11 protein-coding genes and 3 pseudogenes are annotated in these 14,359 nt (G+C 57.9%); 7 read left to right on the forward strand and 7 right to left on the reverse strand.

Annotation, left to right across the window (positions count from 1 at the left end):
• Positions 1-271 precede the first annotated feature (271 nt).
• Entirely contained in the window at positions 272-793 is a 522-nt protein-coding gene (locus PHA81_RS20180; protein ID WP_273838617.1) for an ArsR family transcriptional regulator, read from the reverse strand.
• A gap of 114 nt (positions 794-907) precedes the next feature.
• Here PHA81_RS20180 and PHA81_RS20185 point away from each other — a divergent pair, with 114 nt between their 5' ends.
• A complete protein-coding gene (locus tag PHA81_RS20185) occupies positions 908-1,696 on the forward strand; it encodes a hypothetical protein (protein ID WP_273838618.1) in 789 nt (262 codons plus the stop codon).
• 390 nt (positions 1,697-2,086) lie between these two features.
• A complete protein-coding gene (locus tag PHA81_RS20190; RefSeq protein WP_273838620.1) occupies positions 2,087-3,049 on the forward strand; it encodes a transcription initiation factor IIB in 963 nt (320 codons plus the stop codon).
• 71 nt (positions 3,050-3,120) lie between these two features.
• Here PHA81_RS20190 and PHA81_RS20195 read toward each other — a convergent pair whose 3' ends face one another.
• From PHA81_RS20195 to PHA81_RS20210, 4 genes and pseudogenes are all read right to left on the reverse strand, one after another.
• Positions 3,121-4,101, reverse strand: a complete 981-nt coding sequence (locus tag PHA81_RS20195) for a mechanosensitive ion channel family protein (protein WP_273838621.1) — start codon at positions 4,099-4,101, stop codon at positions 3,121-3,123.
• 216 nt (positions 4,102-4,317) lie between these two features.
• A pseudogene (locus PHA81_RS20200) lies at positions 4,318-5,025 on the reverse strand (IS701 family transposase); the annotation flags it as partial.
• Positions 5,026-5,120: 95 nt separating this feature from the next.
• Positions 5,121-6,116: a cytochrome d ubiquinol oxidase subunit II gene (locus tag PHA81_RS20205; RefSeq protein WP_273838623.1), complete on the reverse strand. Its 996-nt coding sequence runs from the start codon at positions 6,114-6,116 to the stop codon at positions 5,121-5,123.
• Positions 6,109-7,557: a cytochrome ubiquinol oxidase subunit I gene (locus PHA81_RS20210; protein ID WP_273838625.1), complete on the reverse strand. Its 1,449-nt coding sequence runs from the start codon at positions 7,555-7,557 to the stop codon at positions 6,109-6,111. The genes PHA81_RS20205 and PHA81_RS20210 overlap by 8 nt, the downstream gene beginning before the upstream one ends.
• 242 nt (positions 7,558-7,799) lie before the next feature.
• On the opposite strand from PHA81_RS20210, the gene PHA81_RS20215 reads away from it, so the two are divergent.
• From PHA81_RS20215 to PHA81_RS20225, 3 genes are all read left to right on the forward strand, one after another.
• Complete coding sequence (locus PHA81_RS20215; protein ID WP_273838627.1) at positions 7,800-8,768, forward strand: TFIIB-type zinc ribbon-containing protein; 969 nt, start codon at positions 7,800-7,802, stop codon at positions 8,766-8,768.
• A gap of 450 nt (positions 8,769-9,218) precedes the next feature.
• Entirely contained in the window at positions 9,219-9,596 is a 378-nt protein-coding gene (locus PHA81_RS20220) for a helix-turn-helix domain-containing protein (RefSeq protein ID WP_273838629.1), read from the forward strand.
• The gene (locus tag PHA81_RS20225; protein WP_273838630.1) at positions 9,593-9,871 is read left to right on the forward strand and encodes a hypothetical protein; all 279 of its coding nucleotides are present in this window, start codon (positions 9,593-9,595) and stop codon (positions 9,869-9,871) included. The genes PHA81_RS20220 and PHA81_RS20225 overlap by 4 nt, the downstream gene beginning before the upstream one ends.
• Before the next feature lie 399 nt (positions 9,872-10,270).
• On the opposite strand, the pseudogene PHA81_RS20230 reads toward PHA81_RS20225, so the two are convergent.
• Positions 10,271-10,440, reverse strand: a pseudogene (locus tag PHA81_RS20230) (resolvase); the annotation flags it as partial.
• Between the two features lie 180 nt (positions 10,441-10,620).
• On the opposite strand from PHA81_RS20230, the gene PHA81_RS20235 reads away from it, so the two are divergent.
• Positions 10,621-11,862 carry a digeranylgeranylglycerophospholipid reductase gene (locus tag PHA81_RS20235; protein WP_273838632.1) on the forward strand — a complete coding sequence of 414 codons (1,242 nt, stop codon included), beginning with the start codon at positions 10,621-10,623 and terminating at the stop codon, positions 11,860-11,862.
• 100 nt (positions 11,863-11,962) lie between these two features.
• On the opposite strand, the pseudogene PHA81_RS20240 reads toward PHA81_RS20235, so the two are convergent.
• Positions 11,963-13,390 (reverse strand): annotated as a pseudogene (locus tag PHA81_RS20240) (IS66 family transposase).
• 220 nt (positions 13,391-13,610) lie between these two features.
• On the opposite strand from PHA81_RS20240, the gene PHA81_RS20245 reads away from it, so the two are divergent.
• Entirely contained in the window at positions 13,611-14,201 is a 591-nt protein-coding gene (locus tag PHA81_RS20245) for a TATA-box-binding protein (RefSeq protein ID WP_273838634.1), read from the forward strand.
• Positions 14,202-14,359 lie beyond the last annotated feature (158 nt).

Below are 14,359 nucleotides of genomic sequence, written 5' to 3' on the forward strand. Positions count from 1 at the left end.
TTTTCGCCGAGTTCGATATCGATCTCCTCGTCGAGAGTGTTGACGAGAAAGTTAAGCACCTGCTCTTCGGTGAGTTCGTTGGCTGCTTGGTCCGGCTGCATCAACCGACCAAGCAGCCCGTTCGCCTAACCCGCTTTGTGAACTACTGAGGTTGGGTCCACTGGTAAATTCATATCCCTATCTAACAACGGTTTCACCTCAATCAGTATCTAATAAACCGGATACCAGCAGAGCCAATCGGAACCGTATGCATTGAGACAGCCAGTCTCAACTACTGGCTGCCATCGGCGTCGACAGGGGCATCGTGACGATTACCACCCTCCACATCAGTCGCATCAGGCTCAGGCTCATCGAATTCAAGCGCGTCCGCGACTGGGCTCGGCAGATCGGGACGCGGGGCCGCCTCATGGCGTTTGATCTTCTCGGTTTTCCGCGTCTGATCATAGAGAGCACGAGCGACCGGCAGTCCGCGCAGGTACTTGTAATCGTACAAGATTTGGACGCCGTGCTCAGTGAACCCGTAGAACTGTGCGGGAAGATCACGCTTCCCCGTGCTCGGCTCGTAGGTGTATTGAGCCACGAGCCCCGCCTCAATCAGGTTCTCCAGCTGGTCCTTGAGGGCAGCCTGACTTTTTCCAGTCATATACTCGAGTTCGGCGAGCGAAACCAGATGCTCGGGGTGGCCGAGGATCTCCTGAATAGTGAGATGGCGTGTCTCTTGGGAGAGTAGATCGAAAATCCGTCGCTGCTCTGCGAACGGCCCACCAGCGTCCTTGGTGTCGGCTTCACTCATATACATCCATAAGAAGTGCATCGGTATAACAGTTCGGGCAAAGCAAATCGGTATATATGCTAAAACCCAAAGTAGTTCGAAGGCTATAAGCCACCGCCGAAACACGACAAAGTAATGGATACATCGGCTCCACCGCCAGATGCGACCGAAATCATGGCACTCGTTCGCGACGCTCTCGGTGATATCGAACTCGAACCCGCAGAAAAACGCGAGATCTGGTCCTTCGTTCAGCGCGAACTCCCGTACCTTCGGAGCCAGCGCACCTCGTATTTCATCCTCGGGAGCTACCGTGATCCGTACCTTCGACGACTCCGGATCGTCCAGCACGAACTCACCAAGCGAGTGGGAGCGTATCCGTTCGTCCTCGGCGATCTTGACGAGATATCGACAGACCGTCTCCCCATGTTCGATGTCATGTTCACTCTCCTAGCGGCTTACACTGACTACATCGTTGGCGTCTATGAGAAAGAAAGTGGAGGTGAAGCCCCCGAATTGGGCGAAATCGATGACGCGCCGTATTTCGCGAAAACACATGTCCTCCCACGTGACTATACGTGGTTTGCCGAGTCAAATATCGCCTCGCGCACGAACCTTCTCGATGCTGCCCTACGAATCCATTTCAGAGACGATCTCGAAGACCACGAAAAGCAAGACGAGCTTGACGCACTCCTCACTCGTGCTCAGGAGGTCGGCGTCAGTGTTACCGACCAAGAGATCGAAGATGCCATCCAAGAACGCGAAGACGATGGGACAGAACCCACGACGTACAGCTGGGTTCACACGAACAAATTCCGCTTGTTCGAACTCCATGACCGCTGCTATCCGTGGACGACCGAAAACGACCTCCGAACTGCCGTCGAGAACCTCCCCTCGCCAACACCCCGACCGACATGGGAGAAGTGAGTAAACCGTATTGCAGTCACCGAAGGCTCTCGATAAACACGATATCCGGACACTACTTGCGGTGTCTGGTAACCATCTCGTTTCATGAACACCCCTAGTGACGAGAGCCGCTACTGCCCTGTCTGGGGACGATACACCTTCGCGGCTCGACGGGTGCTGTGTCCCTCTGAGGCTCGCCAATTGCTGTGACAGCATTGAGGAGACGGCCAGCAGCGCGATCACCGATAGGGATCCTAATTCAAGGATGACCGATCCAGCCACAGATTGGTTGAGGAACTCGTCTTCCCTACGCTACACACGTCCGTTCTCTCGATTCAAACGTTGGAATTTATACCAGAATTCGGATTGAGCCGGCGACAGGGGCTTACGCATGAACTGTTGTAGAATCATATGGAGCGTCCTACCCGCCAGCGCGAGCGCAACACCGAAACCGAGGAGCTAGCGCAGGAAACGGAGGACGAACAAGCCTGTCCCGAGTGTGAGTCGGCCAGTCTCATCAAAAGTGCCGATCAAGGCGAACTTGTCTGTGAGGACTGTGGCCTAATTCTTGAGGACGATAACATCGACCGAGGTCCTGAATGGCGAGCATTCAACCACGCAGAACGCCAGAGCAAGTCCCGCGTTGGCGCGCCGACCACCCAGACAATGCACGACAAGGGACTCACTACTCAGATCGGATGGCAAGACAAAGACGCCTATGGCCGGTCTCTGTCCTCCGAAAAACGGACACAGATGAACCGTCTCCGAAAGTGGCAAGAGCGGGTTCGAACCAAAGACGCCGGTGAACGCAATCTCCAGTTTGCACTCAGTGAAACCGACCGGATGGCGAGTGCGCTTGGTGTGCCCCGTTCGGTTCGAGAGGTCGCCTCGGTCATCTATCGGCGTGCGCTCTCCGAAGATCTGATTCGCGGACGCTCCATCGAGGCCGTCGCCACGGGTGCTCTCTATGCTGCCTGTCGCAAAGAAGGGATCCCCCGCAGCTTGGAGGAAGTCACTCATGTCGCTCGCGTCGAGCAGAAAGAGATCGGCCGGACCTACCGCTATATTGCCCGCGAACTCGAACTCGGAATGCGACCGGTCGATCCACAGAAGTATGTTCCCCGGTTTTGTTCCAGCCTTGGTCTAAGTGAGGAAGTCCAATCCAAAGCTAAGGAGGTCATTGAAGCCAGCGCAGCAGAGGGGCTCCTCTCGGGAAAGTCGCCGACTGGGTACGCTGCGGCTGCAATCTACGCTGCCTCATTGCTCTGTAATGAGAAGAAGACTCAGCGCGAAGTCGCCGACGTTGCACAGGTGACTACAGTCACAATCCGGAATCGGTATCAGGAACAGATCGAAGCAATGGGCATTCACTAGGCGACTACAACGTGAAGCCGAACACTAGCCAACGGCCCACGCCGATACTCTATAGTTGAATCCAGCTACAGTCACTCGACCGATTGGGGGAACCGTTGTGGATTCTCGATCCCCATCCCTCCCGAGAGGTCGACTTGCGGGTAGGGGATGTCGATGCCAGCCTCGTCAAAGCGCTGCTTAACGTTAGTCACGTACTCACCGCGGGTTTCCAGGAAATCTGCACGATTAGGATCCGCGATCCAGAAACGCGAGGTGAGCCCAACGTAGGAATCGGCGAGTGCACCGTCAGTGCTCATTCGCACCGTAGGAGCTGGATCGTCGAGGATGTCCGGGTGGTTTTCGGCTTCCTCGATGATGATGTCGGTCGCTGTCTCGATGTCGTCGTCGTAGCCGATACCGAAGGTGAACTGGAGGCGGAGTTCGTCTTTCTCGACTGGGTTTTTGATGACGCCTCCTGTGAGCACCGAGTTCGGCACGGTGAGGAGTTCGTTGTCGAACGTGCGTACTCGGGTGACTCGAAAGGAGATATCCTCAACGGTGCCGGCGTACGATCCACCATCCCATTCGATCCAATCGCCGATTCGGAATGGCCGATCCGTGTAGATGAACACCCCGGCGACGAAGTTCGAAAGGGTATCCTGGAGCGCGAAACCGATCGCGAGCGTCGCAGCGGCTCCAATCGCTGCCAGAGAGGTGAGCAATCCCGTATAGCCAGCGACTCGAAACGCGATACCGATGCTGACGAATGTGACCAACAGCTTCGTCAGACGGAGCAATGGTTTCTTTTCGTGGGCATCGAGTCCGCGACGGTTCAACAACCGACTGACGAACGGAACCACGAACGCCCGCCCGAGTGAATAGAGCACGAACACTGCGATGACGAACGTGATCATCGCACCGAGTATCTTGTAGTAGGGAATATTCAGACTATGAAGGAACTCCCCAACTGGACCGACTTTCGGATTCGAGATGACCTCGGAGACGTTTGCTCCTGTCCCGTTTGGGGTCTGTGTTCCCGATTGCAAGAACCACGCTGATAGACGAGGATTCATCGGGCGTGTATTGCTGCGTTACCGCATTGTTCGAGTGGTTCGTGGTCGCTGGACTGGTCGGGAGACATCATACTTCCGAGTCCAATGGTTGGTTTTGCCGATCTGAAATGCGCCCTCGACACCGCTGGCACGTTCGATCGTTCGTCCGTCGTCACGGTCGGGCATCGTTCCTCAGTGTACCTAAAGACGTCCTTATGAGGACGAAACCCCCTCAGTCTTCGTCCAAATATTGTACGTTTCCTCGTCGATCTCTCGCTCTACCTTGTCGATGCGCTCTTCCAGCGCATCGACGCGCATCTCCTCGTTATCGAAGGTCACCTGCCGGTTGCTCCGCAGTGGTCCGATCCAGTCCTTGCCGTAGGATTCGACGTGCTTGATCAGGTTTGAATCGTGGGCAAACCACGAATCGAAGAGGAAGGTGTCCGCAGGCACACCTACCTCTTCTTCGAGTTCCGTGATCATCTCTCGAGCGAGATCGTACTTCGTCTCGTTCTCGTCGTCCTGGTCTTCGTCGTCGGCTTTCTCGTACTGGCGAAACACGAGCGGATAGGACGTTTTGCCGTCGGTGTAGAACGCGTAGACGAGGTCCTGTCCCCAGACGGGTTCTCCTTCGGTGTGATCGTAATACTCTCCAGCACCGGGAAGTTCCTTCCCGGTTCGCTGAAACACCGAATCGTCGATGACGATGTAGCCATCCTGTGACCAGCGTGTTTCACCGTGTTTTTGCAGTTCCTCTAATCGCTCGTGGTTGAGCTGATCTTCGTCCCAATCGTACTCAGTGATGAACTTGTTGAGCGCTCGCTCGCCCTGAGCAGGCAGAACTTCTCGTGCGATCCCGGTCACGGTCTTGCTGCGGGCCGCAGCAAGACCTGTCACGTACGTTTTGGCGTGATGGGTCTGGTGATACGACAGTGAGTCGAACAAACGCTCTGAACGTGGCTGTCGAAGCGGACTGTGTAACGCGAGCGCCGAGACGACAAAGACGCCCCATAGGACTGGAAGCCGAGAGGTTGGTGGGGTTACCCCCGGTAGCCCTCACCCTCGATCGGGCCGCTGAACACGCCGTAGAGGAACCTGAAGTACCACAGTACCAGCAGCAGCACCGGGAACCCGAGGACGGTCACGAGATTCAGCGCCAGTGGCGACACGACCGCTTCCCTAACCAGCAGCTCGGTCGGCGGATAGATCGTCGGGTACAGCAGAACTGCGACCAAGACCGTCAACAGTGTGGGGAGCGCCAGCGCGCTCGCCAGCCAGGCCCGGTACTGGCCGCGTCTGGCCAGCACGCTCCCGCCCAGCCCCACGGCGACCGAGAGGGCGACGACGGCAGCTACGGGAAGCGAGAGCACCGTGTCGGCAGCGCCGCCCGCATCGGTCAGGACAACCGTTCCCAGCAGCACGACCACCCCGCCGAGGTACGTCAGTGTCGCACCGATGCCGTACGCACGCAGTTCCGACGCCAGACCGGGTTCGGTTTTGGCCGCGAGGAACGCCGCACCCGTGACGACAGAGACAGCGACCAGGCCGACACCAGTCAGCACCACTGGCAGCGTCGCCCCGCCGAACAGCCAGCGGCCGGCGAGCATCCCGAATAGCAGCGGCGCGAACACGCTGCCGCCGACGAAGGCGTAGTCGGCGTAGCGCTTCCACCATTCGTCGTCGCGCTGCTCACGAAGTTCCGGGCCGAGTCCGCGAAACACCAACGCGAGGACGAACCCGATTACGAGCAAATAGTTGTCCGCGAGGAGCCGGGAGTATACCCGCGGGAACGCCGCCAGTAGCATCGTCCCGAAGGCGACGAGCCACACCTCGTTGGCATCCCAGACCGGGCCGAACGCCGACAGGAACGTCTCCCGCTCGTGTTCGTCCGTCCGGGTCGCGTACAGCATTCCGATGCCGAAGTCGAATCCGTCGAGGACGACGTACATCCCCAGTGCGAACAGCACGGCACCAAACCATATCTCCGGCAGCCACTCGACGAGGTAGGCGTCGACGGGCAACAATGGGTCAGTCATCGTCGCTCACCCCCGGGATCGGACCGTGCCAGCGGCCCTCACTCGACTCTCCGACACCGAGCGCCTGGAGTTCTTCCCGGACCAGCCACTTCAGGACGTACAGGGCTGTCAACACCAACCCAACGTAGACGACGACGAACCCGACTAGGGTCAGTGTCGCTTCCGTCCCGGTCAGTGTCGAGGAGACCGCCTCGCTGGTCCTGAGTTCGCCCTGGATGACCCACGGCTGGCGGCCGATCTCAGTGACGTACCAGCCGGTGAGTAACGCGGCGTAGCCGAGTGGCGATGCAGCAATCATCGCCCTCAGGTAGCGTGTGCTGTCAGATAGCCGTCCACGGTACGTGAGGTAACCCCCCCACAGCGCCAGCCCGATAAACAGGAACCCGAGCCCGACCATGAAGCGGAATGACCAGAACACGAGTGCTACGGGAGGGTTCTCCTCGTACTCATTCAGTCCGATGACCTCGGCGTCAAAGTCCCCGCCACTAGCGAGGAATGACCCGACCGCGGGGAGGCTTACGGTGACGAGGTTCTCGGCGCGCGGGTCGGTAAGTGCCTCGAGGGACCTCGGAAACGCGAGTAGGTGCAGGTCGGCCTGTCCCGTCTCGTAGTGAGCCTCCATCGCGGCGAACTTCTGTGGCTGGGTATCCTCGACGTGACGGCCGTAGGCGTCGCCGTGGACCGCCTGAAACGGTGCGGAGACGATCAGGAGTACGACAGCCAGCTTGAGTGCGGTGTTCCATACTTCCGTGTCGGGCTTTTTCCAGACGATGTACGCCGAGACGCCAGCGACCAGCAGTGCGACCGAAATCACCGACGCGTTCATCATGTGGACGTACATCCAGGGCATTCGTGGGGTGAGGAACGCGGCAAACGGGTCGGTTAGTTTGGCGACCTCCATCCCGTTGCGGGTGACCATCTCGTAGCCCCGTGGGGTCTGCATCCAGGCGTTGACGATCAGAATCCAGAACCCCGACAGCCAAGCGCCGAAGCCGACGAGTACCGACGAGATGAGATACGTTCGGTCCCCGACGCGGTCGCGGCCGTACAGCAATACGCCGAGGAAGACGGCCTCCAGAAAGAACGCCATCTTCGCTTCGAAGGCCAGCGGGCCGCCGATCAGTTCACCGGCCACCTCGGCGAACTGCGGGAAGTTCGTGCCGAACTGGAAGCTCATCGGAATCCCGGTGACAGTACCCATCACGAAGCCAGCGGCGAACACCTTCACCCAGAACGAACGCAATCGCGCATAACGCTGTTCGCTCGTCCGCACGTCTTTCCAAGTGAAGTAGATGATAAATGGCGCGAGCCCGATCGAGAGGGACGCGAAGATGATGTGGACGGAGATCGTCCATCCGAACTGCATTCGGCTCGCGAGCTCCGGAGAGAGGAAAGCCACCCACCCCGGGTCAACGGCACTCAGCAGTGTAATTAGACTCATACACTGGCCCCGTTCCTCGGATCTCGGTTCATGAGTATCCGTTAGGTGCGGTTGTGAGTCAATCGTCGGTGGATTCCCAATAGGTGAGAACAGCTTCAAGAACGGCGACAGCATTGCGCCTTGGGGGGATTCTCAGAAGCTGGGAATCCCCCGATCGGTCATACTACTAGCCCGACCATCTTTGATAGAGAGACTCACTCGATCAAGAGTAGCTCAACCGATTCAACTCCGCTGCCAGAATTATGAACGAGATGAGCACCAGACCACACGAACGTCGTCGGGGTCCCGACACACAGTCTGCCGGATCCGAAGGGCGATCACGCTCGGCCTGTCCCGAGTGTAGCGGGCGGATTGTCGATGATGCAGAGCACGGCGAAGCAGTCTGTGACGAGTGCGGCTTAGTGCTCTCGGAAGATGCCCTCGATCGTGGGCCGGAGTGGCGCAATTTCGATGACGAGGAAACAGCAGATCGGAGTCGCGTAGGAGCACCGACCACTCGCCTCAAACATGACAAGGGACTCAGTACAACCATTGGCTGGCAAGACAAGGACGCATACGGCCACCAGCTGACTCCTCAGAAGCGGGCACAACTACAGCGTCTCCGCACGTGGGACGAGCGCTTTCGGACCAAGAACGCTCAGGAACGGACTCTCAAGCAGGGACTCGGAGAGATCAACCGGATGGCCAGTGCTCTCGGACTTTCCGAACCCTGCACTGAGATTGCTGGCGTACTTTACAAGCGAGCGGTCGAAGAAGATCTCCTTCCGGGTCGATCTATCGAGGGGATGGCGACCGCATGTCTGTATGCCGCGGCTCGTCAGCACGGGACACCTCGAACGCTGGTCGAGTTCACCACGGTGAGTCGCGTTGAAAAAACCCCAGTCCAGCGCACGTACCGCTATGTATCCCGAGAGCTCGGTCTCAAAGTCGAACCGGCTGATCCGTTACAGTACGTTCGCCAGTTCGCGTCCACCCTCGAGGTAAGTGACGAAGCTGAGCGTGTCGCACGCGATCTCTTAGAAACGATGAAAGCCGAGGGAAAGCACAGTGGGAAGAGCCCAGCAGGGCTCGCCGCTGCGGCTCTGTACGCGGCAACGCACCTCACTAACGAAGGACTCACACAGGCAACGGTGAGCGATACAGCTCAGGTGTGCCATGTCACTATTCGAGATCGATATCAAGAAATCATTGATGTATATGAAGAAGCCTGAGGAGGAAATTAAGAATATGGAACAACTCGTCCTCACAGCGCTCGATGATCTCGGTCCTCTACACGTTATGGAGATCACTGAACAGGTGGATGAGCACCCGCTCTCAGTGGACCGGACCTGTGGCCGACTTCACGACTATGGTCACATTGCTCCGGTCGGTGTCGGTCGCTACCAGCTCACCAATAATGGTCGACAACGGCTCTCCGACAACTGCACCCGAGACCCGTAGTATGAGAAGGATGATCCGAAGGTGTGACCGAGCGGCATTCTCTCCCTGGAATCAGACCAATCAGATACAACAGGGCATCCTCTCCAGCGCGATACGACAGGTCCGCCCATCATGCATTATCGCATGACGGCAGCTTCCCAGCATGAAGAGTGATGAGCCCCAGAACACTGACCACCAAATCGGGTCACATATTCCCGTTACACACGAGATAAGAATCGACGATGGAAACCGATCCAGCGAAGAACGAGGACGGACCGACACTTCAGAATGTCCTCGATGCGCTGGATGATTCCGACTGCCGAGATATTCTCAAAAACACTGATGAACCTATGACTGCCAAAGAACTCACAGAGCACTGCGAGATTCCACTGTCGACAGTGTACCGCAAACTGGACCTCCTCAGTACGGCCTCGCTCGTACGAGAACTCATCCATATTGATTCGGAGCGCGGCCGGATCACGCGGTATCAGCGAGATTTCAACGATGTGACTATCTCGATAGGAGACGGCGATCAGTTCGACGTGGCAATTGATCGACGGACGCTTTCGGCAGATGAACGCCTCGCTGAGATGTGGTCGGAAATGGGTGATGAGCTATGAGTCAGATAATGTTGACGATCATCGTGCTCAAAACCGCAATTCTGCTCTTAGGGGGAGGAATTACCTATATCGCGTACCGGGCACATCGACGAACAGGAGCCCCTTCATTACGCGCCCTCGCAATTGGTTTCGGGATCATCACATTTGGGGCACTCCTCGGAGGGATCGCCGATCAGGTATTCAATGTTGGCTTCGCAACAGGCGTCGCAATAGATAATTTCTTGACGATGCTTGGATTCGCGATCATCACATACTCCCTCTATATCGAGCGCTGACATCTATCTCCTCGCTTGTTTCGAATTGCCAAGCCTGATATACTTGTATCAGTCAGCGCGTCTTACTGAGACGAATTCTGTGGGCTCAGATGACTAAGAACCGATTTCACCCGCTTGGTCAGTGTTCCTGAATCGGCTTTTGCTGACACCTTGCCCTGTTGAACGCAAGACAGCGTCGGGGTGGGATCAGTAACTCACCGATTAACAGACTGAAACGCATGATCCTGCGATCAGAAGATGCAGTAGCTGTCGCCGATGACGTTCTGAAAATAATCCGGAAGATCGCATTTTCGAACTCTTCTCTGTGACGACGTCGATGCCTCTGGCCGATACGTCGGAGAAAGAGAGCAGGCGGCGAGGCATAGTCGCTGGCTCCGAACGCTTTTTTCCGGCAAACAGCTACTGTTCTGGCCCTCTCGTCGGTACGGGTGGGTGTCCGCTCTGGGCGTCGAACGGCGGGAGTTCCTTCCGTCAGCGTCGACCTTCGCGCGTTCGAGCCGCCACTGATCGTTGTCGAACGGGATGTCGTAGTTCGCCTCGGCTCGTGCGAGGATGATCTGGATTGCGGAGGCGCCACGTATTTTTACTTTCCCTCTGTTGGTTCGATCCGACCGTGACCACAGGCGACGACGGGAGTGGATTCCGTGAAGTGATCCGCGGCGGACCGACGATGGCATACGCGAACCGGTTCGCGGTGTTCGCAGTACCGGTGGTGCACTGTGACGACATTCCACGTGAAGGAAGGAATTATGCTTGATCGACACGAGGTAGTGATCGCCGGTGCCGGTCCGGCCGGAGCTCAGTGTGCGCGCGACGTTGCCAGACGTGGCTACGACGTGCTCGTCCTCGAAACCGAGAACGAGGCGGAGTTTCCTCGACAGAGCAACAAGTCCACCGCCGGGACCTTCGCCTCGATGATGGGAGCGTTCGGCTTGCCCGACGACGTGGTGATGAACTACACTGAGAAGATCGTGCTCGAATCTCCGAACGATCACTTTACTAGAGTCCAACCGGGTGCGGTAATGGACTTCGCGGATTTCAAGCAGTTCCTCGTCGAGGACGGGCGCGAGGCAGGCGCGGAATATCGCTTCAACGCACGTGCGACCGCCCCGATCACCGAGAACGGCCACGCGGTCGGGGTGCGCTACAACGGCGATCAGGAGGTCTATGCCGACATCGTGATCGACGCGACCGGACCGGCAGCGCCCCTGGCGAAGGCCCTCGATGTGAGCGACCTCGAACGGAAGAACCAGGCGATCGGCGTCGAGTGGGAGATGGATGGGATAAGGGTCGAACACGATGGCTACGCCGACCTCACGGACGCCATGATGCTCCGGCTGGATCACGATCTCGCACCGGGCGGCTACTCGTGGATCTTTCACACCGGCGCGGACACCGCGAAGGTCGGCCTGTGTTTCATCCAGAACGAGCGCTACCGGAACCACCAAACGAGAGACCGGAGCATTGACGGCTACCTCGACCACTGGCTTGACACCGACCCGCGGCTGACGAACGCGAAGCGTCACGAGGGCGGCCAACACCGCGGCTCCGCGCACATCCAGACCCCCGATCGGCTCCATGCGCCGGGATTCATGGCGATCGGCGACACCGTGCCGACGGTGGATCCACTATGGGGCGAGGGGATCGACACCTGTATGAAGTCGGGCCGCGCGGCCGCGATCACCGCCGACCGGTGTCTGATGTCCGAACGACGGGACACCTCGGATTCGAACATGTCGGTCTACGACACCCTCTGGCACCGCGACGTCGCACCCAAGGCCGAGCGCCGGCTCTTGATGACGCGGCTCCTGTATCTGGCCTCGAACGAGCGCTACGATCGGCTGCTGGGCGACATGAACAACCTCGGAATGGGGACGCTGGCGGATGCAAATGAGGGTAGTCCGCTTGCGATCGCGCGATTGATCCACCTCAACGACGCCCCACTATTCGGGCAGTTCCTGCGCGATCGGATTGCGGAGCGACTCGCGTAACCGAGTTGGATCCTCAGAGCGTCGTAGACCGGTCTTCGGAGCTACCTACAGGCATATTCGGTGAACGGTGGATGTTTGCCGTTTAATGAACTGTATGTGTTTACCCCGACGCAATTTCGGGAACAGCCTGAGTTGGTGAAATCATCTCGTTGTCCCGGACAACCCGCTGGAGCTGTTCGTATGGATTCTGTCCCTGCTGGCTCCACGTCGCCAGCAGGGACAGCACGGTTTCGTGAACGAACATCCCGCGCTCGTTGCGAAGCGTCCCAATGAGCTTGCGGAGGATCACCGGTTCACGCAGGGCGTTTTCGGCGGCGTTGTTCGTCGGCGAGACGGCTGACTCGCCGACGAACGTCAGCCAGTGATCAAGCCCCCAGCGATTTTCCCGAGTAGTGTCGCCACTGGACTGTCGCTCACTGAGCGGTCAACGAGCGTTTCAAGTCCTGTTCGAGCCAATTTTCGCATCTGGTTCCGCTGACGCTCGGATGGGTCGGTCTCCAGCCACGACTGGAGACCGACGTACATCTGCTTGAGCATCCGGTAGATCGGTTCTGCTTCCGCGTGATCATCGGCTACATCCTCAGCCTCTCGCAGAATGTGCGCCCAGCACCGCTGGAGGTTCCTGCTGAAGGCTGGATACGCCGTCCAGCCGTCACAGACGATGGTTCCGTCGAAGTCCTCTCCGAGGACTTCTTCGGGAACGTCACTGCCGCGGCTTTCGCGGATAGCGTACAGCGTCTGCTGGTCGGTGCGGAACGTCCAGAGCCAGATTTGCTCCCCATCGAGCTTGTGTCCTGTCTCGTCGACGTGGACCACGTCGGCGTGCTGGATCTGGGCACGGATCTGCTCGTACTCGCAGCGACCGGCGCGCGCAGCGCGCTCGGTCGCGCGCCACGCGGACGCGGGCGAGAACTCCAGTCCGTGGAGTTGGTCGAATCGATCCACGATCTTTCGATGGGGTAGCCGATGCTCGTACTTGGAGAGGGTTGCTTGCGCAACGACGTTCACCCCGAACTGTCCCTCGTCGGGACAGTCGGAGTGTGAAGCAACCGTTTCAGCGCCACAAGCGTCGCACTCGTAGCAGTGGCGGTTGTACTGAGTGGCTTCTGGCGGCTGTGGATCGGGAATCTCTTCGACGAGTCGAGGGCTGACGCCCTCCGACTCGTCAAAGTGCTCACCGCACTCCGGACAGCACTCACAGGTAACCTCAACTTCCCTGTCCGGATCAGGAGCGTTTCGGAAGGCTGGGTCGTGTCCGGGTTTGCGTCCAGGTGTTCCACCGTCAGTGCGAGCGGAATCGTCGTCGTCCTCGTCATCCGAGGACGACGACTCATCAGCGTTCGATTGGTCTTTGCTGGGTGGTGTGTGCGGTCCTTCGTACCACCGGAGCTTGGCTCTGAGTCGCTTGTTTTCTTCTTCGAGCGCAGCGATCCGCTCAAGCAGTTCTTCATCAGAATCGTTGGAGGTCATCGAACAAGACCTCCGTTGAAAACAGACGACACGGGATGGTCTCCACGCCGGAGACCATCCCTCAGAGACTCCCGAGTCGTCTGCTGCATTGATCTACGGAACCGATCAGATGGCAGCTACGAGAGAGTGACGAAATCGTTCTGGGGGTAAACAAGTACCTTAGAGACGGACGCGCCGATGGATCGAAATCGACATCTCGATGAATATTGCGGTAGGTAATGATCCAGTAGAGAAACCACCAGCTATTTCGTATTTAAATGCCTACTCTCCAAGTAGGCATGACCACTTCGGAACAGTCCCTTGAAAGAGAGGATGCGGTCACTCATTCGCCCACAATAGAGAATGTCGTCGCTTCAACTGGGGTGGGTCAAGAACTCGACCTCGATGCGGTCGCCGAAGACCTCGACGGAACGGAGTACGACCGAGAGAAATTCCCCGGGGCGATTTACCGGACCCAGGATCCAAAATCCGCCGCATTGATCTTCCGGTCGGGCAAGATCGTCTGCACAGGCGCGAAAAGCATCGACGATGCCCACGAGAGTCTCAACATCGTTTTCGATAACCTTCGTGGTTTGGGTATCGACGTTCTGCCCCATCCTGAGATCATCATCCAGAATATCGTTTCGAGTGGGGATCTCGGGTATCCGCTCAATCTGAACGCCATCGCTATTGGCTTCGGTCTCGAAAACATCGAATACGAGCCCGAACAATTCCCGGGACTGGTCTATCGCCTGGACGATCCCGATGTGGTCACCCTCCTCTTCGGAAGCGGCAAAGTCGTCATCACAGGAGGAAAAAACCCGACAGACGCCGAACGCGCACTCGACGTTATCGCGTCACGTCTCGATGAACTCGGTCTGTCAGAGTAACCAATCTCGATTCACTTATGTTCGTTGGTTATTCCAGCGCAAATATTACGGTGCGTTCTCACTGATCGGTGATCACGGCAGTGTCTAGTTGAGAGCCTCCTCGATCGGCGTTCGTCCATCGAGCGCCTGATTCGGTCGGTCGTGATTGTAGTGGTGCC

This window comes from Halococcus sp. PRR34 (genome assembly GCF_028617175.1).
GTDB lineage: Archaea > Halobacteriota > Halobacteria > Halobacteriales > Halococcaceae > Halococcus > Halococcus salifodinae.